At 63.2% G+C, this 18,401-nt stretch carries 12 protein-coding genes; 4 read left to right on the forward strand and 8 right to left on the reverse strand.

Features of this window, described 5'->3' with window-relative positions:
- Positions 1 to 311 precede the first annotated feature (311 nt).
- Both gltB and BSY16_RS19180 read left to right on the forward strand, forming a co-directional pair.
- A complete protein-coding gene (gltB, locus tag BSY16_RS19175; protein ID WP_069061155.1) occupies positions 312 to 5,036 on the forward strand; it encodes a glutamate synthase large subunit in 4,725 nt (1,574 codons plus the stop codon).
- 144 nt (positions 5,037 to 5,180) lie between these two features.
- Positions 5,181 to 6,638: a glutamate synthase subunit beta gene (locus BSY16_RS19180; RefSeq protein WP_069061156.1), complete on the forward strand. Its 1,458-nt coding sequence runs from the start codon at positions 5,181 to 5,183 to the stop codon at positions 6,636 to 6,638.
- A 64-nt stretch (positions 6,639 to 6,702) separates the two neighbouring features.
- On the opposite strand, the gene BSY16_RS19185 is transcribed toward BSY16_RS19180, so the two are convergent.
- On the reverse strand, positions 6,703 to 7,848 hold the full coding sequence (locus BSY16_RS19185; RefSeq protein ID WP_286157155.1) for an SGNH/GDSL hydrolase family protein: 1,146 nt from the start codon (positions 7,846 to 7,848) through the stop codon (positions 6,703 to 6,705).
- A gap of 135 nt (positions 7,849 to 7,983) precedes the next feature.
- The gene (locus tag BSY16_RS19190; RefSeq protein WP_069061158.1) at positions 7,984 to 9,204 is read right to left on the reverse strand and encodes a lytic murein transglycosylase; all 1,221 of its coding nucleotides are present in this window, start codon (positions 9,202 to 9,204) and stop codon (positions 7,984 to 7,986) included.
- A 201-nt stretch (positions 9,205 to 9,405) separates the two neighbouring features.
- On the opposite strand from BSY16_RS19190, the gene galU reads away from it, so the two are divergent.
- Positions 9,406 to 10,293: a UTP--glucose-1-phosphate uridylyltransferase GalU gene (gene galU, locus BSY16_RS19195; protein ID WP_069061159.1), complete on the forward strand. Its 888-nt coding sequence runs from the start codon at positions 9,406 to 9,408 to the stop codon at positions 10,291 to 10,293.
- 3 nt (positions 10,294 to 10,296) lie between these two features.
- On the opposite strand, the gene BSY16_RS19200 is transcribed toward galU, so the two are convergent.
- Positions 10,297 to 11,775: an outer membrane beta-barrel protein gene (locus BSY16_RS19200; protein WP_069061160.1), complete on the reverse strand. Its 1,479-nt coding sequence runs from the start codon at positions 11,773 to 11,775 to the stop codon at positions 10,297 to 10,299.
- Between the two features lie 145 nt (positions 11,776 to 11,920).
- Here BSY16_RS19200 and BSY16_RS19205 point away from each other — a divergent pair, with 145 nt between their 5' ends.
- Entirely contained in the window at positions 11,921 to 12,916 is a 996-nt protein-coding gene (locus BSY16_RS19205; protein WP_069061161.1) for a KpsF/GutQ family sugar-phosphate isomerase, read from the forward strand.
- A gap of 6 nt (positions 12,917 to 12,922) precedes the next feature.
- Here the strand turns inward: BSY16_RS19205 and BSY16_RS19210 are convergent, their stop codons facing one another.
- The 5 genes from BSY16_RS19210 to omp10 form a co-directional block, all read right to left on the reverse strand.
- Complete coding sequence (locus BSY16_RS19210) at positions 12,923 to 13,381, reverse strand: NfeD family protein (protein WP_069061162.1); 459 nt, start codon at positions 13,379 to 13,381, stop codon at positions 12,923 to 12,925.
- A 2-nt stretch (positions 13,382 to 13,383) separates the two neighbouring features.
- Positions 13,384 to 14,418, reverse strand: coding sequence for an SPFH domain-containing protein (locus BSY16_RS19215; RefSeq protein ID WP_069061163.1), 1,035 nt, complete (start codon positions 14,416 to 14,418; stop codon positions 13,384 to 13,386).
- A 160-nt stretch (positions 14,419 to 14,578) separates the two neighbouring features.
- Positions 14,579 to 15,610 carry a ferrochelatase gene (gene hemH / locus BSY16_RS19220; RefSeq protein ID WP_069061630.1) on the reverse strand — a complete coding sequence of 344 codons (1,032 nt, stop codon included), beginning with the start codon at positions 15,608 to 15,610 and terminating at the stop codon, positions 14,579 to 14,581.
- A 136-nt stretch (positions 15,611 to 15,746) separates the two neighbouring features.
- Complete coding sequence (locus BSY16_RS19225; RefSeq protein ID WP_069061164.1) at positions 15,747 to 17,723, reverse strand: 5'-nucleotidase C-terminal domain-containing protein; 1,977 nt, start codon at positions 17,721 to 17,723, stop codon at positions 15,747 to 15,749.
- 210 nt (positions 17,724 to 17,933) lie between these two features.
- Positions 17,934 to 18,302, reverse strand: coding sequence for an outer membrane lipoprotein Omp10 (gene omp10 / locus BSY16_RS19230; protein ID WP_069061165.1), 369 nt, complete (start codon positions 18,300 to 18,302; stop codon positions 17,934 to 17,936).
- Positions 18,303 to 18,401 lie beyond the last annotated feature (99 nt).

The following is an 18,401-nucleotide window of genomic DNA, read 5'->3' on the forward strand; positions in this document are numbered from 1 at the left end:
GGTGTTTCTGGCATAGAACACATGAAATAGGACAGTGTTGCTGTCCTATTTCGGTCAAGAGACCGAGCAGGCGCCTCCCGCGACCGCGAGAGAGTGCCGCACACGGCGCCGGGTGATGGAGAGGTTCTCTCCTGAAAAGCCCGCCGCCTTGACGGTTCCGATGACATGTCTGGTCGGCCGTCGTCTTTTTACGGTCGGATCAGGTCCATACAAGAGACGCTCGCGTGGCCGTACTTGCGACAAGGCAAACGGCTGCCACGTGGGCGAAAACGGTTGCCCGCACGATGCCGGGCCTAGAAGGAGGGACGACGATGACGGACATGACGCCATCAAACGGGTTTAGGCAGAACCGGACGCAGATTACTGCGACGGACGCCAAAACGCGTCCCTCCACGACAGGCATGCCGAAACGACAGGGCCTTTATGATCCGCGCAACGAACACGATGCCTGCGGCGTCGGCTTCGTCGCGCACCTGAAGGGCCAGAAGTCGCACCAGATCGTCAAGGACGGGCTCTTCATGCTCGAAAACCTGACGCATCGTGGCGCTGTCGGCGCCGATCCGCTGATGGGTGACGGTGCCGGCATCCTCGTGCAGATCCCGGACCGCTTCTTCCGCGAGGAGATGGCGATACAGGGCATCACCCTGCCGAAGGCCGGCGAATATGCCGTCGGCCATATCTTCATGCCGCAGGACGAAAAGCTCGTCGATTATTTCAAGAAGGTCATCGGCGACGTCATTGCCGAGGAGGGCCAGGTCCTCATCGGCTTCCGCGACGTGCCGGTCGACAATGCCTCGCTCTCGAAGGCGCCGGAAATCGCCGCCACCGAGCCGCGCCATGTCCAGGTGTTTGTTGGCGCCGGCCGCGAAGCCGCGACCAATGCGGAATTCGAGCGTCGCCTCTTCACCCTGCGCAAGGTGATCTCCAACCGCATCTATGACGAATACGAGGGCGAGGAGAGCAACTTCTACCCGGTCTCGCTGTCCTCGACGACGATCGTCTACAAGGGCATGTTCCTCGCCTATCAGGTGGGTGCCTACTACAAGGACCTGGCCGACCCGCGCTTCGAATCGGCCGTCGCCCTCGTGCACCAGCGCTTTTCCACCAACACCTTCCCGTCTTGGAAGCTGGCGCACCCCTACCGCATGGTCGCCCACAACGGCGAAATCAACACGCTGCGCGGCAACGTCAACTGGATGGCGGCCCGCCAGGCCTCCGTGTCCTCACCGCTCTTCGGCGACGACATCACCAAGCTCTGGCCGATCTCCTATGAGGGCCAGTCGGACACCGCCTGTTTTGATAACGCGCTCGAGTTCCTCGTGCGCGGCGGTTACTCCATGGCCCATGCGGCGATGATGCTGATCCCGGAAGCCTGGTCCGGCAACCAGCTGATGAGCCCCGAGCGCAAGGCGTTCTACGAGTACCACGCGGCCCTGATGGAGCCGTGGGACGGCCCGGCCGCCGTCGCCTTCACGGATGGCCGGCAGGTCGGCGCGATGCTCGACCGCAACGGCCTGCGCCCGGCCCGCTATCTCGTGACCGATGACGATCGCGTCATCCTCGCCTCCGAAGCCGGTACGCTGCCGGTCAAGGAAGAGAGCATCATCAAGAAGTGGCGTCTCCAGCCGGGCAAGATGCTGCTCATCGACATGGAAGAGGGCCGCGTCATCTCCGACGACGAGGTGAAGTCTGCGCTCGCCTCCAAGCATCCCTACCGCGACTGGCTGGGCAACACCCAGATCATCCTGGAAGAACTCGGCCCGGTCGAACCGCGGGCGTTGCGCCGCGACGTGTCGCTGCGCGATCGCCAGCAGGCCTTCGGCTACACCCAGGAGGACACCAGGCTGTTGATGTCGCCGATGGCGACGACGGGGCAGGAGGCGATCGGCTCCATGGGTACGGACACGCCGATCTCGGCCATGTCCGACAAGACCAAGCTGCTCTACACCTATTTCAAGCAGAACTTCGCGCAGGTGACGAACCCGCCCATCGACCCGATCCGCGAGGAACTGGTCATGAGCCTCGTCTCCTTCATCGGGCCGCGTCCGAACATTCTCGACCATGGCGGTGCGGCGAAGGCCAAGCGCATGGAAGTGCGCCAGCCGATCCTCACCAACGGCGATCTCGAAAAGATCCGCTCCATCGGCCATGTCGAGGACCTGTTCGACACCAAGACGCTGGACTTCACCTATGACGTCTCGCGCGGCGCCGAAAGCATGCCGGAAATGCTCACCCGGCTGTGTGAACGCGCCGAGCATGCGGTCAACGGCGGCTACAACATCATCGTGCTCTCCGACCGCCAGATCGGGCCGGACCGCGTGGCGATCCCGGCGCTGCTGGCGACCGCCGCCGTGCACCACCACCTGATCCGCAAGGGCCTGCGCACCTCGGTCGGCCTCGTCGTTGAAACCGGCGAACCGCGCGAGGTCCATCATTTCTGCCTTCTCGCCGGTTATGGCGCGGAAGCGATCAACCCGTATCTCGCCTTCGACACGCTCACCGACATGCACAAGCGCGGCGAGTTCCCGAAGGAGGTCGACGGGGAAGAGATCGTCTACCGCTACATCAAGGCGATCGGGAAGGGTATCCTGAAGGTCATGTCCAAGATGGGCATCTCGACCTACCAGTCCTATTGCGGCGCGCAGATTTTTGACGCCATCGGCCTGTCGTCCGAGCTGGTCGACAAGTATTTCTTCGGCACGGCGACGACCATCGAGGGCATCGGCCTTGAACAGATCGCCACGGAGACCTTCAATCGCCACAAGGCCGCCTTCGGTCGCGATCCGCTGCTCGCCAACACGCTCGATATCGGCGGCGAATATGCCTATCGCATGCGCGGTGAAGATCATGCCTGGACGCCGGATGTCATCGCCTCGCTGCAACATGCGGTGCGTGGCAATGCGGCCGACCGTTACAAGGAATTCGCCGAACTGGTGAACGCCTCGTCGCTGCGTATGAACACGATCCGCGGCCTCTTCGCCATCAAGGGCGCCGAGGCTGCCGGCCGCAAGCCGATCTCCATCGACGAGGTCGAATCGGCGGCGGACATCGTCAAGCGCTTCTCGACGGGCGCCATGTCCTTCGGATCGATTTCCCGCGAAGCGCATACGACGCTTGCCGTCGCCATGAACCGGATCGGCGGCAAGTCGAACACCGGCGAGGGCGGCGAGGAAGCCGACCGCTATCTGCCGCGGCCGGACGGTTCCGCCAACCCCGAGCGTTCGGCGATCAAGCAGGTCGCATCCGGCCGCTTCGGCGTGACGACGGAATACCTGGTCAACGCGGACATGCTGCAGATCAAGGTCGCGCAGGGTGCCAAGCCCGGCGAAGGCGGCCAGCTGCCCGGTCACAAGGTGGATGCGACGGTCGCAAAAACCCGTCACTCCACGCCGGGCGTCGGTCTCATCTCGCCGCCGCCGCACCATGATATCTACTCGATCGAGGATCTGGCGCAGCTCATCTATGACCTGAAGAACGTCAACCCCGAGGCCGATATCTCGGTCAAGCTCGTCTCGGAAGTCGGCGTCGGCACGGTTGCCGCCGGTGTTGCCAAGGCGCGCGCGGACCATATCACGATCGCCGGTTTCGACGGTGGCACGGGTGCTTCGCCGCTCACCTCGCTGAAGCATGCCGGTTCCCCCTGGGAAATCGGCCTTGCCGAAACGCACCAGACGCTCGTGCTGAACAAGCTGCGTTCGCGCATTGCGCTGCAGGTCGATGGTGGCCTGAAGACCGGCCGCGACGTCGTCATCGGTGCGCTGCTGGGCGCCGATGAGTTCGGCTTTGCCACCGCGCCGCTGATTGCGGCCGGCTGCATCATGATGCGTAAGTGCCACCTCAACACCTGTCCGGTGGGGGTTGCGACGCAGGACCCGGTTCTGCGCAAGCGCTTCAAGGGCGCGCCGGAGCATGTCATCAACTACTTCTTCTTCGTTGCCGAAGAGGTGCGCGAAATCCTGGCTTCGCTCGGCGTTCGCTCGCTGAACGAGATCATCGGCGCCTCGGAACTGCTCGAGAAGGAGACGATGATTTCGCACTGGAAGGCGAACGGGCTCGATTTCAGCCGCATCTTCCACAAGGTCGATGCGCCGAAGGAGGCGACCTACTGGACCGAGCGGCAGAACCACCCGATCCACGACATCCTCGACCGCAAGCTCATCGAGCAGGCCAAGCCCGCGCTGGAATCGAAGACGCCCGTCGCCTTCGAGGTCGATATCAAGAACGTCGATCGCTCGGCCGGCGCGATGCTCTCCGGGGCCGTCGCCAAGCGTTATGGCTTCAAGGGCCTGAAGGACGATACGATCTCGGTGAAGCTGCATGGCACGGCCGGCCAGTCCTTCGCCGCGTTCCTGGCCCGGGGTATCACCTTCGACCTCGTCGGCGCCGGCAACGACTATGTCGGCAAGGGTCTTTCGGGTGGCCGCATCATCGTGCGTCCGCCGGAAGGCAACCGGGCGGTACCGCATGAGTCGATTATTGTCGGCAACACGGTTCTCTATGGGGCGATCGCCGGTGAGTGCTACTTCAACGGCGTTGCTGGCGAGCGTTTTGCGGTGCGCAACTCCGGTGCGGTGGCCGTCGTCGAGGGCGTGGGCGACCATGGCTGCGAATACATGACGGGCGGTGTCGTCGTCGTTATGGGCCAGACCGGGCGCAACTTCGCGGCCGGCATGTCGGGCGGCGTTGCCTACGTGCTGGACGAGGCCGGTGATTTCGCCCGCCGCTGCAACATGGCGATGGTCGAACTCGAGCCGGTGCCGGAAGAGGACGACATGCTGGAGAAGCTGCACCACCACGGTGGCGACCTCATGCACAAGGGCATGGTCGACGTGTCCGACGACATGACACGCCATGACGAGGAGCGGCTTTATCAGCTGATCTCGAACCACCTGCACTATACGGGCTCGCCGCGGGCCAAGGAGATCCTCGACAACTGGGTCGAGTATCGCCCGAAATTCCGCAAGGTGATGCCGGTCGAGTATCGCCGCGCTCTCGAAGAGATGGAGCGCATGAGGATGGGGGTCGCTGCCGAGTGAGGCAGCGGTTTTCGACCTTCACCGACTGATTGCGCGCCGTAAGGACAGCGAAATCAGGATCGAATTCATCTTAACCGGCGCGACAGCGGAGCTGCGCACCGGTCCGGGGCCTTGAAGGCACCGTCTTGAGCAAGGATTTTTGAAGTGGGCAAGGTAACTGGTTTCATGGAAATCGACCGACAGGTGGCGAAGTATCAGCCGGCCTCCGACCGCATCCGCCATTTCCGCGAATTCACCATCCCCATGTCGGACCCGGAGGTCCAGAAGCAGGCCGCACGCTGCATGGACTGCGGCATTCCCTATTGCCACGGCCCGACCGGGTGTCCGGTGCACAACCAGATTCCCGACTGGAACGACCTCGTCTATAACGGCAACTGGGAAGAGGCGATCCGCAACCTGCATTCGACCAACAATTTTCCGGAGTTCACCGGCCGCGTCTGCCCCGCACCCTGCGAGGAGGCCTGCACGCTGAACCTCGAGGACGCGCCGGTCTCCATCAAGACCGTCGAGCAGGCGATTGCCGACAAGGCCTATGAAATGGGCTACATCGTGCCGCAGCCGGCGACGGTGAAGACCGGCAAGAAGGTCGCCGTCATCGGTTCCGGCCCTTCCGGCATGGCGGCTGCCCAGCAGCTCGCCCGCGCCGGCCACGAAGTTCATCTCTACGAGCGCGAATCCAAGGCCGGTGGCCTGCTGCGTTATGGCATTCCGGACTTCAAGATGGAGAAGAACTTCATCGACCGTCGCGTCGACCAGATGCGCGGCGAGGGCGTGACCTTCCATTACGGCGTCAATGTCGGCGTCGACAAGCCGATGGACGAGATGCTCGCCGAGCATGACGCTGTTCTCTACTGCGGCGGCTCCGAAACGCCGCGCGATGCAGGCATTCCGGGCGTCGAGTTCGCAGGCGTGCATGATGCCATGCCCTATCTCGTGCAGCAGAACCGTCGTGTCGGTCGCGAGAACATCGACAGCGTCGGCTGGCCGTCCGATCCGATCCTTGCCGGTGGAAAGCATATCGTCGTCGTCGGCGGTGGCGATACCGCGTCCGACTGCGTCGGCACGGCGTTCCGCCAAGGTGCGGTGAAGGTCACCCAGCTCGACATCCGTCCGCAGCCGCCGGAAAAGGAAGACAAGCTCGCCGTCTGGCCGTTCTGGGCGACGAAGATGCGCACCTCCTCCTCGCAGGCCGAAGGCGCCGTGCGCGAGTTCCAGGTCGGTACGCTCGAATTCGTCGGCGACGAGGATGGTGTCCTGATCGGCGTGAAGTGCTGCCAGGTAGACGACCGCCGCAAGCCGATCGCCGGCACGGAGTTTATCATCAAGGCCGACCTCGCCTTCATCGCCATCGGTTTCCGCGGTCCCTTCACCGACAGCGTGCTGAAGGACCTCGGCGACAAGCTTGCGATCAACACCGACAAGCGCGGCTCATCCAACGTCATCGCCAACGAGCGTGACTACAAGACCTCGGTCGACAAGCTCTGGACTGCCGGCGACGTGCGCCGCGGCCAGTCGCTCGTCGTCTGGGCGATCCGTGAAGGCCGCCAGGCCGCACGCGCGATTGACGAAGCGCTGATGGGCGCGACCACGCTGCCGCGTTGAGTCTCAAGAAACAGAAAAGGGCGCGTCGGGAAACCGACGCGCCCTTTTATTTTAAGCCGCTCGATCAAGGCGTCGCGGTCTTGTCCAGACGGAAATCGTCGACGCGGCCGAGCGGCGCATCGGCGATCTCGCCCTTCTCGACCAGCTTTTCGCGCAGGCTCTTGCCATTACCCTTGGTCGTCACGCCGCCGAGCAGGGCGGTGCCGCCGTCGAGCGCCGGGTCGGCAAGGCTGATCGGCTGCGTCTTGGTAATCTCCGCATCCTCGACCGGGGGTGTGGCGACCACGAGATCCTTAAGGTCGCCCTGCAGGCCGGGGCCGTCTGCGGCGGCATCCCCCAGCAAGCGGCGGATTTCCTTTTCGACGTAGAAGGCGAGCTTGCGTTTGCCGGCCTTCGTGAAGTTGATGCCATCCGAGCCGCGCAGGCGCACCTGCTGACCGTTGATATCGGAGCCAGAGGTCACGAACTTGCCGTTCTCGTCGACGAAGCCATCCCAGATATCGACGAATTCGCCGCCCGTCTTCTCGACGCTTGCGCGGTAGATCGTGTTGAGCGTGGTCATGTCCGCGGTGAGCGCAGAGGACTGGAAGGCCGGCATGCCGACCCAGAGCATTGGCTTGCCGCTATCGCGCGCCAGGGTCGCAAGCAGGGCGACACGCGCCTCGTATTCCTTCGTCCACGCCTCGGAGCGGAATTTTTCCTTTTCCCCTGCAACGGGCATCTGCTGGCGGTCGTTGGCCCCCATGCTGATGACCACGAGGGCGGGCTTGGTTTCGGCGATCAGGCCGGGAAGCGAAGCGGGCCAGTCGTAATAATCATCGCGCACGATGCCGGAGGAGCCGTTCGTGTGGCGTTCGACGACGATGCCGGGCGTTGTCTCGAAGGCGGTGGCCAGACCTTCGCCTAGGCTGCCGGCGATGAAGTCGCCGACGACCAGCACGACCTTGGCGTCTGGCAGTTTTTCGATCTCGACCGGCGCCGGCTTGGCGACGACGGCCGTCGGCTGTCTCTTCTTGCGCGTGACGGTGCGCGGCTTCCTGATTTCCGGTTCGCGGATCACCTCCTTGCGCTTCGGTGTACCGAAGAGCAGCTGGAGGATCGTCTTGCGTTCGGTGCGCTCCTGCGCGATGGCCGGCATAGCGGTCACGACGACGCTTGCCGAGACGGCGAGGGCAAAGCCCAGGCGTACGAACCGCACTATCGTCTTCATGCTCATGAACTCCAGCCTCCACCGCGATCCTGAAGGATTTCGGTGGCGGCATGATGGCAAAAGCAGGCGGCGAACGGAAGCGGCCGACAGCAAAAAGGGGCGCCGCAGCGCCCCTGATCTCATAGCAGGCCGATATTAGCGGCGCAGCGCCTTGAGAAGCTGCTGGCTTGGCTCTCCGTCCGCCGCCAGGCCCATGCGGTTCTGGAAGGCCTGGATCGCGGCTTTCGAGCCGGAGCCAAAGTTGCCGTCGACCTCACCCTCGTAGTAGCCAAGCTCCTTAAGGCGGGTCTGAAGCTCGAACTTTTCCGTGATGTCGAGCGTGCCGTCCGGGCGCGGCCAGCGCTGCTTGACGCCGCTATAGCCGGCGAGCTGGTCTGCCAGCATACCGACGCCCATGGCGTAGGAATCGGAGGCATTGTAGCGCTTGATGACGAAGAAGTTCTTGGTCATCAGGAAGCCCGGGCCGCCATTGGCCGGTAGCTTCAGTTCCGCGCGGTCGGCGCCGTTCTTGAAGCCGCTGCCGTTCGGACGCGTGAAGCCGAGCTTCGCCCATTGGGCGAGCGTCTTCGTCTGGCCGGAATATTTGCTGCCGCCCTTGGGCACGATGGTCTCGTAGCCCCAGGTCTTGCCGGCCTGCCAGCCGTTCTTGGCAAGCAGGTTCGCGGCGGTCGCCAGCGCATCCGGCACGGAGTTCCAGATGTCGCGGTGGCCATTGCCGTCGGCATCGACGGCATAGATCAGGTAGCTCGTCGGAATGAACTGGGTGTGGCCCATCGCGCCAGCCCAGGATCCGGTCATGTCGGCAGCATCGATGTCGCCGCGCTGGATGATCTTGAGGGCGGCTATCAGCTGCGTGCGGGCAAATTTCGCACGCTTCTTGTCGGCATAGGCAAGCGTTGCCAGCGCGCGCGGCACGTAATGCAGCCGTTCGCTCTTCTCGAGCACTGCGCCGTAGTTCGATTCCATCGACCAGATGGCGAGCAGGATGTTGCGGTCGACGCCGAAATGGCGCTCAAGCGCTGCCAGCGTGCGGCCGTGTTTTGCCGCCATCTCCTGGCCGATGCGTACCGTGTAGGGGTTGACGCGCGAGTCGAGATAGTCCCAGATCTTGTGCTTGAATTCAGGCTGGTAGGCCGCCTTCTCCAGCACGTCGGGATCGGGTGTCTTGACGCCGGAAAACGCCTTCTGGTAGGTCGACTTGGTGATGCCGGCCTCGGCTGCCGTCGCGTAGAAATCGGCGACCCACTTCTGGAAGCGGGCGTCCGCGCGCGCGACGCCGGCCTGGGCGAAAAGCCCGGCCGAGAGAAGGAGGGTGAGCGCAGATCGGCGCAGAACGGTCTTCAGATTCTGGGTCATCGGCTATCATGTCCGTTTCTTAAATTTCGGTACGATGGCTTGAAACCACCGGCTGAACGCAAAACTTATAAAAACGAAGTCAACAAATTCTTTACCATCAAACTTTTGTCTCGTCTTCCTTTGCAAAAAAATAGCAATTGGCTTCTATTCCGGCACAGATGCGCCCTGACCATGAGGGTAACGGGCTCAAAGAGGTGAATAATGTCCCAGACACGTAAGGTTCGCAAAGCAGTCTTTCCAGTGGCGGGCCTCGGCACGCGCTTCCTTCCGGCAACGAAAGCCGTGCCGAAGGAGATGCTGACCGTCGTGGACAAGCCGGTGATCCAGTACGTGGTCGACGAGGCGCTGGACGCCGGCATCGAGCACCTGATCTTCGTGACCGGCCGCTCCAAGGCGGTCATCGAGGATTATTTCGACATCCAGGTCGAGCTCGAACAGACGCTGCGCCAGCGCAACAAGACGGCCGAGCTGACGCTGCTCGAAAGCATCCTGCCGGTCGCCGGCTCGACGAGCTTTACCCGCCAGCAGGAACCGCTCGGTCTCGGCCACGCCGTGTGGTGCGCCCGCGAACTGGTCGGCAACGAGCCGTTCGCACTTCTTCTGCCCGACATGATCATGAAGGCCGAGAAGGGCTGCATGAAGGGCATGGTCGAGCTTTTCGAGCACAGCGGTGCGAATGTCATCGCCGTTGAGGAATGCGCGCCCGACCAGGCCCACAAATACGGCATCGTCGGCGTCGGCGAGAAGGTCGGCGATGGTTTTGCCATTACCAAGATGGTGGAAAAGCCGGCGCCGGGCACGGCACCCTCCAACTTCTTCATCAACGGCCGCTACATCCTGCAGCCGGAAATCTTCCCGATCCTCGCCAATCAGGAGCGCGGTGCCGGCAACGAGATCCAGCTCACCGATGCCATGGTGAAGCTTGCGGGCGACCAGGCGTTCGCCGCCTACCACTTCCGCGGCGAGACCTATGACTGTGGTGCGAAGGACGGGTTCATTCTCGCCAACATCGCCTTCGCCCTTGCCCGCGCGGACATCCGCCCCTCGGTGGAAGGGCCGCTCAAGGACCTAGTCGCCAAGCTGAAGTAAAGGTCAGCGGCGCAGAACGAGACCGATACCGGCACGCGTGATGCCGGTGTCGGATGCGCCGGACTGCTTGGTCAGTTCGTAGGACACGTCGCCGGTCATCGCCAGCCAGCGATTGAGGTTCCAGGTGAGGCCGGTGCCGATCTGGTAGACATATTGGTCTTCGGTCGCTGACGACGAGAAATCACGCCACGTATAGATGCCGCTGAGGCGCGCGACCAAGTTGTCGCGCAGTTCGTGCGTCAGTTCGGCATTCGTTTCGTAGGTCACATAACCGCTCTCGAGGGCCGTGGTCGACGGTTCGATTTCCGAGCGCAAGCCGAGACGCAGGTCCGTGCCGCGCCGCGGCGACCAGAAGACCGAACCGTCTATCGTCACCGCCTCGATTGCCGCTAGGTCGCGGTCTTCGAACGTCGCGCGCTTGAAGCCGATGCCGAGATCGCCGCGCAGCTTTTCCCCGAGATCGATTTCCATGCCGGCACGACCGCCGAGCGTGGAGGAGGAGCGGGCAAAGCCTTCCCGATCGCGCTTCTCGTCATAGATCGACTTGCCGACCGAGGCTTCGAGATAGGGGATCAGGGCCGGCGAGAGTTCATAGCCGATGCGGCCGGTCAACGTGCCTTCGGTATAATTCCGATCCGACATGACGAACCTGGTGCCATTGGAGGCTGTCGCGGAACCATAGACTTCGCGCTGGAGATCGACGCCGATCGTGCCGCGGATCAACCCGAAATCCCGTGTCACACGCGCGCCGCCGGTGAAACCGTGCACCGTGGACCTCGCGCCGTTGATGGCATTGGGGTCCGTCGTACTTTCGCGCTCGAAGCTGTAGCCGGCCGTGAGATTGGCGATCGTGTCGCCACTGAGGTCCAGTCTCAGGTCGCTGTTGATGCGCAACTCCGGCTCGGTTTCGCCCACACCGCTGATGTTTCGCTGATAGACGCCCTCGGCGTCGATGGTCCACTGATGGCGCGACCAGTCGGAGGTCAACGATCCCCGGAACCCCGTCGTGGAGAAGGTCCGGCTGGTGGAGGACGAGCCGACCTTCGTCTTCTCGTAGCCGATGCCCTGGGAAACCGACGGCCGCAGCACGAAGCTGCCGAGCCGGATGCCGGTCGGCTCATAGGGATCGCCGAACGCGCTGCGGGCACCGCCTACGCTGCCTTCCGGCGCGTTCAGCCGTTCCGTCTCGCTCCCGACACGGCCGACCGCGCCATCGTCGGCCGCCGTGGCGAGGGCGTCCTGCTGTTCGTCGGTCAGGGCCGGAACGCTGTTCGTGGTGGTGGCGGTATCCGGCGTAGCATCGCCGCCATCGGCGGGCGGCAGGGCAAGCGGGTCGGTCAAGGCGGTGGGATCAGCGGGCGTCTGTTCCTGTGCGAAGGCCGGAACGGACGCGAGCACGGTGCCGGCGAGCAAAAGCCCGGCCACCCGCCGCGACAGGCGGAGCTGTGCTGCTCCGCGATCCATTCCATTTGCCAATGCCATGATGGGCCTGCGAATCCTCGAGAATTTCCTAAACGAACGTAAACCGTCGTGGTTAACGCTTGGTTGCTATTGGCGATTCACTCGCGGTAACGCTCTGCCTTCATTCGTGCATGGACAGTTCCCTGCAAAAGCGTTAACGAGGCGCATGATCAAAAGACAGGCAAAAATCGAGAGCGACGGCGCCATCGCCTCCGCGCTACGGACCGTTGAAACAGAAAAAGCCGGCCTTGTTGCCCTTTCGGCAGCCCTTGAAGGCGGCCTTTACGACGCCTTCTGTGAGGCCGTGCGTCTGATCGGCGACATCAGCGGACGCGTTGTCATCACCGGTATCGGCAAGTCCGGTCATATCGGCGCGAAGATCGCAGCGACCTTCGCCTCGACCGGCACGCCGTCCTTCTTCGTGCATCCCGTGGAAGCCAATCACGGCGACCTCGGCATGATCGCGCGCGACGACGTCATCCTCGCCATCTCCTGGAGCGGCGAGACCGCCGAACTTCAAGGCATCGTTTCCTATTCCCGCCGCTTCTCGATCCCGCTGATCGCCATGACCTCGGGCGAGCGCTCGGCGCTGGCGCGCGAGGCCGATACGCTGCTGCTGCTGCCGAAGGCGCAGGAAGCCTGCCCGCACGGACTGGCGCCCACGACATCGACGCTGATGCAGCTCGCGCTTGGCGATGCGATCGCCGTCGCCCTTCTCGAGGCGCGCGGGTTTACGGCAACGGATTTCAAGACCTTCCACCCCGGCGGTAAGCTGGGGGCGAGCCTGTCGCATGTCGGCGACATCATGCACAGCGGCGAAAACATGCCGCTCGTGGCGCTCGGCACCTCGATGCCGGATGCCGTCATGCTGCTTGCGCAGAAGCGCTATGGCTGCGTTGGCGTCATCGATGACGACGGCACCCTCGTCGGTATCGTGACGGACGGCGACATAGCGCGCAATCTCTCGCGCAACCTCGCCGAGCTCGACGTCGACGATATCATGACGCGCAGCCCGAAGACGGTGAAGCCGACGACACTGGCGACCGCTGCCCTCGGCTTGTTGAACCAGCACAACATTTCGGCGCTGATCGTCACCGACGAGACCTTCCGCCCCATCGGTATCGTGCACTTCCACGACTTGCTCCGGATCGGCGTCGCCTGAGCCTTCTCAGATCGCCTCGACCATGAGATCACGGCCATTGCTGGCCGTGACGCGCACGCGCGCGCCGACCGGCAGGTCCGGTCCCTGAACGCTCCACATCGTATCGTCGAGACGAATGCGGCCGCGGCCTTCGGTGATCGGATGCTCCAGCGTGGCGGTGCGGCCGATGAGGCTTTGGCCGCGCTGGTTGAGATGCGGTTGGTCGGTCACTTGTCCACGGGCGCTGACGATGCGTCTGCCGATGACGGCTGCGATCAGCGACAGCACCGCGAAGACCAACCACTGCACTTGCCAGGCCCAGAACGTCTGCTCCCACAGGAGAAGCGACAGGGCACCCGTCACGATCGCCGCGATGCCGATCCAGACGAGGAAGACGCCGGGCATCAGCACTTCGAGGATCAGCAGGACGATGCCGAGCACCCACCAGGCCCAGGGGCCGAGTTCGGTGACGATGCGTTGGATCATGCTCAGCTTCCCTGCGACGTCGGATCAAACGGGTTGCGGAAGGCAGGCGTCGAGGCTGTGGTGGTCGCGGCCGACGTCGCCTGGCGTGTGCGCGCCGGGGTGCCGGCAGGCGCCGAGCCGTCACCGAACACTTCCCGCGCGATCGCACCGATGCCGCCGAGCGAGCCGACGAGCGCGGAGGCCTCCATCGGCATCAGCACGATCTTCGAGTTCGGGGCCTTGCCGATCGCGGCCATGGCTTCGGTGTATTTTTGCGCGACGAAGTAATTGATCGCCTGCACATTGCCGGCGGCGATCGCCTCCGACACCATCTTCGTTGCCTTGGCTTCGGCCTCCGCGAGGCGTTCGCGGGCTTCGGCGTCGCGGAAGGCGGCTTCGCGCTGGCCCTCGGCCTCGAGGATCGCGGATTGTTTTGCGCCTTCAGCCCGCAGGATCTGCGCGTTGCGCGCGCCCTCGGCTTCCAGCACCTGCGCGCGCTTCTCGCGCTCGGCCTTCATCTGCCGGCCCATCGAATCGACGAGATCCTTCGGCGGCGCGATGTCCTTGATCTCGACGCGGGTGATCTTGATGCCCCAGGGATTGGCGGCTTCGTCGACGACGCGCAGCAGCTTGTCGTTGATCACGTCGCGGTTGGAGAGCAGTTCGTCGAGATCCATCGAGCCCATGACCGAGCGGATGTTGGTCATGGTGAGGTTGAGGATGGCATTTTCCAGATTGGCGACCTGATAGGCGGCCTGGGCGGGGTTGAGCACCTGATAGAAGGCGACGCCGTCGGCTGCGACGCTGGCATTGTCACGGGTGATGACTTCCTGCGTCGGGATATCGAGCACCTGCTCCATCACGTTCATCTTCGCACCGATGCGGTCGATGAAGGGGACGATCAGATTGAGGCCGGGTTCAAGCGTGCGCGTATAACGGCCGAAGCGCTCCACCGTGTACTGATAGCCCTGCGGGATCGTCTTGATCCCGGCAAACAGGATCAGGATGACCAGGACCACGAGGGCGATGACGACGATATCCAATCCGGCCAAATTCATGGCGTTCTCCCCAAAAGCAGGTCGGTGCACAGCGGTTGCGGCAGCGACAAGCGTCAATCCAAAAGCTAAAGCGTGCGAACGCTTTAGATGCGGCGCGGCGCCACTGTAAGGAATACGGGCCGCGACGCCAGTCTATTTGGACGGGAACAAGATTTATCGATCAAACCCAGCCGCCGAGTTCCCGGCGCACGACTTTTTCCAGCACGGCCATGCCTTCCGGAGAGTCATTCAGACAGGGAATGTGCGTGAATTTCTCGCCGCCATTGTGGTGGAAGCTTTCAGCGGCCTGCTCGGCGATCTCTTCCAGCGTCTCCAGGCAGTCGGAAACGAATCCGGGATTGAGCACGGCGATGCGCTTGATGCCGTCCTGTGCGAGCTTTTCCACGGTCTTGTCCGTATAGGGCTGCAGCCATTCTTCCGGTCCGAAGCGGGACTGGAAGGTGATCATCAGTTTCTCTTCGGACCAGCCGAGTCGTTCGCGCAGCAGGCGCGTGGTCTTCTGGCACTGGCAGTAATAGGGGTCGCCCTTCTCGAAGTAGCTCTTCGGAATGCCGTGGAAGGAGGTGAGCACCCGCTCCGGCTCCCAGTCGAGCGTCGCCAGGTGTTTTTCGATCGAGACGGCGAGCGCGTCGATATAGTCCGGATCGTCGTGATAGGGCGGTACGGTGCGCAGCGCCGGCTGCCAGCGCAGCTTGAGCAGCGTCTCGAAGGCCTTGTCGTTGACGGTCGCAGTGGTCGCTGCCGCATATTGCGGATAGAGCGGGAACACCAGGATGCGCTCACAGCCTTGTTTCTGGAGGTAGTCCATGCGGGACGCGATCGACGGCTGGCCGTAACGCATGGCCCAGTCGACGACGACCTCGGAATGTTCGGCAAGCGCCTTTGCCATCAACTCGGCCTGGCTGCGCGTATAGGTACGCAGAAAGCTCTCGTTCTTTTCCTTGTTCCAGATCGTCTCATAGGCCTTGCCGACCTTGCCGGGACGGGTGTTGAGCACGATGCCGAACAGGATTGGATACCAGGCGAGGCGCGACCATTCGATGACGCGCCGGTCCATCAGGAATTCCTTCAGGTAGCGGCGCATGGAGGTGTAGTCCGTGCCGTCAGGCGTGCCGAGATTGATGAGCAGCACACCCACCTTGCCGTGCTTGACGGGCGGGTGGCTGGCGGGCTTTGCGGCGAGGTCCTGCATGGGGCGATCCTGTGCGTGCGGGGTGTCGGTCATAGCGCTTCTACGCGGTAGCAGCCGATTGGTTCAGAATCGTTCTAAAAAGAAATGCCGGCCCGGGAAAGCCCGGACCGGCAGAAAAAGTGGAGACAAATTGTCCTTATTTGGTCGGGATCGACAGCTCCGTGCCGATATGCAGCGCGCGCGGCCGCGGATTGTTGTTGGCCTCGGCAATCTTGCGCCACAGCGTACCGTCGCCATAGGCGGCCTTGGCGAGATCCCACAGCGTGTCGCCGCGGGCGATGACATGCTTGCCGCCGGCGGTCGTCGTCGCCGCGGTGTCGGATGCCGTCGTCGTGGCTTCCGAACCGGTCGCGGTGGTGGCAGATCCGGACGCAGCTTCACCCGTTGTCGCAGCGCCTTCGACGGATTTTGCCGCCGTGTCCGTGGAGGTTGCTGTCTCACTCGTGGCTGGCTTGGCCTCGGTGCTGGTTGCGGTCTCGGCGGTTGCCGGGGTTTCAACGACCGTGGCAGCCGCGACCTCGGTGATGCGGCCGTCCGTATAGGGCTTGTAGGGGCGGTTTGCGGCTAGATAATCGGCAACGACAAGTTCGAGGTTCGGGCCGAAATCGTAGGCGTTCATGCCGGCCTTGGCGAATACGGAGTAGCCGTCACCGCCCGAGCGCATGTAGTTGTTCGAGACCACGCCATAGGTCTTGGCCGGATCGAGCGGCACGAAGGCGTCGCCCTCCTTGACCTCGACGGAGACGACGCGGCTGCCTGGTGGCTTCGACTTGTCGAAGGAATACTTCATGCCGGAGACCTGCGGGAAGCGCCCGGCGCCTTCCTCGATCTGGCCGAGACCGTTCTCGAGGGCAGCGACGATATCCGAGCCCTTGAGCTGGAAGGTCGCGACGGTATTCTGGAACGGCAGCACCGAGAGCACTTCGCCCATCGAAACCGGGCCGCCGTCGATCGAGGCGCGCAGACCGCCGCCATTGGTGATGGCGATCGTCATGCCCTGGGCCTTGGTGCGGTCAAGGATGGCGTCCGTCACGAGGTTGCCCATGGCGCATTCGGCCGCACGGCAGACTTCGCGCGAGCCGTCGATCGGCGAGGCACTCTCGGCGACGATTTTGTTCTTCAGTTCCTCGATCGGGCCACCGAGTTCCTTGATGCGGGCCAGCACGGCTTCATCCGGCTTGATGGAGCTGTCGATCAGGATCGGCTCACCGGACGATGCCTTCACGACGCCGGCGTCGTCGAAGACGACCTTCAGGTTGCCAAGATATTTCGAATAAGCGCCGGCCTGCACGACGGGCACCTTGTAGCCGCCGGGATTGTCGACCAGCGTCGGGTAGGGCCCATCCGCCTTGTCCGAGGTGTTGGAAAGGAACGTGTTGGTATGGCCGCCGACCACGACATCGACATCCGGGATTTTGGCGATTGCCGCCAGGTCGCGTGGATAGCCGACATGGGTGAGCGCGATGATCTTGTTGACGCCCTGTTTCTTCAGCTCGCCGATGGCGGCGGTAATGTCGGCGACGTCGTCGCCGATCAGCACGTTCGGGCCGGGGGAGGAGAGTTCCGCCGTGTCGTTTGCCACGGCACCGACAATGCCGATCTTCTGGCCGCCCTGGTCCAGTACGATGAACGGTTTGATACGGTCGCCGAGCTTCGAGCTTGCGCTGGCCGCAACATTGGCGGTGACGACCGGGAACTGCACCTTGTCGAGGAAGGTCGCCAGCCCGTCCTCGCTGTCGTCGAATTCATGGTTGCCGACGGTCATGGCGTCGAACTTCATCAGGTTCAGGAACTCGGCTTCCACCGCACCCTTGTAGGTCGTGTAGAACAGCGAGCCCTGGAAATTGTCGCCGGCATTCAGCAGCAGCACATTCTTGCCGGTCAACGCCTGGCGCTGGGCATCGATCGCAGCCTTGAGGCGCGCGACGCCGCCGAAGCATTCACCCTTGCCTTCCTCCTCGGCCGAGCAGGTCGAATCGAACTTGTTGATTGCCTCGATGCGGGAATGCAGATCGTTGATATGCAGGATGTTCAGCTCGTAATCGGCAAGCGCCGAGCCGCTGGAGAGCGCGATAAGGGAGGCGGCCAGAAGGCCGGATCGGAAAATCGTCATGGTCCTGTTCTCCTTGTTTGCCCGCTGCCGGCGGCGCGGGAAGGCCTGTCCGTTCCTGGGTAAACTGGAAACATGACAGCCGGCCGGTGGATGTTTTCACCGGTCGCGGGCAACTTCAAGAGAAAAGACGGCGGGCTGAGCCGATCGCCTGTTTATGCGCGGAAACGAAAAAAGGGCCTTGCGGCCCTTTGATCCGGATGGTGCCGTCGTTCAGGCGCGGCGGGCGAGCGAGAACTGTGCGCCTTCGGCGGTCGTGCAGTTGAGCTGGCTCTGGCTGACGAGCGCACAATTGACCTTTGATTGCGTGTTGCGTACCAGCGAAGTCATGTTGATCTCGACCAGCGTCGGCGAGGTCTTAATGTAGGTGCCGGATGCGAGAAGCTGGTTGGTGTCGGTCGTGCGCGTCGTGAACGTGCCGCTTGCGAAGGTGGAAACGATGCCGTTCGGATCAACCCAGGCGCCATCCACACCAGTCTGCTGCTGGCGGACAGGCGGCAAGTCGCGTGGCGCGCGGTCCGATTGGCACGCGGTAAGTGCCACGGCGGCGGCCAGCAGGCTGAGGGCTGTGATCGGCTTCATTCGCATCTCCCAGGGTCACGGCGGGGCGAACCACCTGTCCAATTCGCCAGACCATGCCGCGAAGAGGCGGCGAAAGCAAGACGCGCTGCCCGGCGAGCG

It is taken from the genome of Sinorhizobium sp. RAC02, from assembly GCF_001713395.1.
GTDB lineage: Bacteria > Pseudomonadota > Alphaproteobacteria > Rhizobiales > Rhizobiaceae > Shinella.

Excerpts from the sequence above, each read along its gene's own strand:
- gltB (WP_069061155.1), top strand. The coding sequence starts at position 312 with ATGACGGACATGACGCCATCAAACGGGTTTAGGCAGAACCGGACGCAG.
- BSY16_RS19215 (WP_069061163.1), bottom strand. The coding sequence starts at position 14,418 with ATGAATTTGGCCGGATTGGATATCGTCGTCATCGCCCTCGTGGTCCTG.
- hemH (WP_069061630.1), bottom strand. The coding sequence starts at position 15,610 with ATGCAGGACCTCGCCGCAAAGCCCGCCAGCCACCCGCCCGTCAAGCAC.
- BSY16_RS19185 (WP_286157155.1), bottom strand. The coding sequence starts at position 7,848 with ATGAAGACGATAGTGCGGTTCGTACGCCTGGGCTTTGCCCTCGCCGTC.
- omp10 (WP_069061165.1), bottom strand. The coding sequence starts at position 18,302 with ATGAAGCCGATCACAGCCCTCAGCCTGCTGGCCGCCGCCGTGGCACTT.
- BSY16_RS19190 (WP_069061158.1), bottom strand. The coding sequence starts at position 9,204 with ATGACCCAGAATCTGAAGACCGTTCTGCGCCGATCTGCGCTCACCCTC.
- galU (WP_069061159.1), top strand. The coding sequence starts at position 9,406 with ATGTCCCAGACACGTAAGGTTCGCAAAGCAGTCTTTCCAGTGGCGGGC.
- BSY16_RS19200 (WP_069061160.1), bottom strand. The coding sequence starts at position 11,775 with ATGGCATTGGCAAATGGAATGGATCGCGGAGCAGCACAGCTCCGCCTG.
- BSY16_RS19225 (WP_069061164.1), bottom strand. The coding sequence starts at position 17,723 with ATGACGATTTTCCGATCCGGCCTTCTGGCCGCCTCCCTTATCGCGCTC.
- BSY16_RS19205 (WP_069061161.1), top strand. The coding sequence starts at position 11,921 with ATGATCAAAAGACAGGCAAAAATCGAGAGCGACGGCGCCATCGCCTCC.
- BSY16_RS19210 (WP_069061162.1), bottom strand. The coding sequence starts at position 13,381 with ATGATCCAACGCATCGTCACCGAACTCGGCCCCTGGGCCTGGTGGGTG.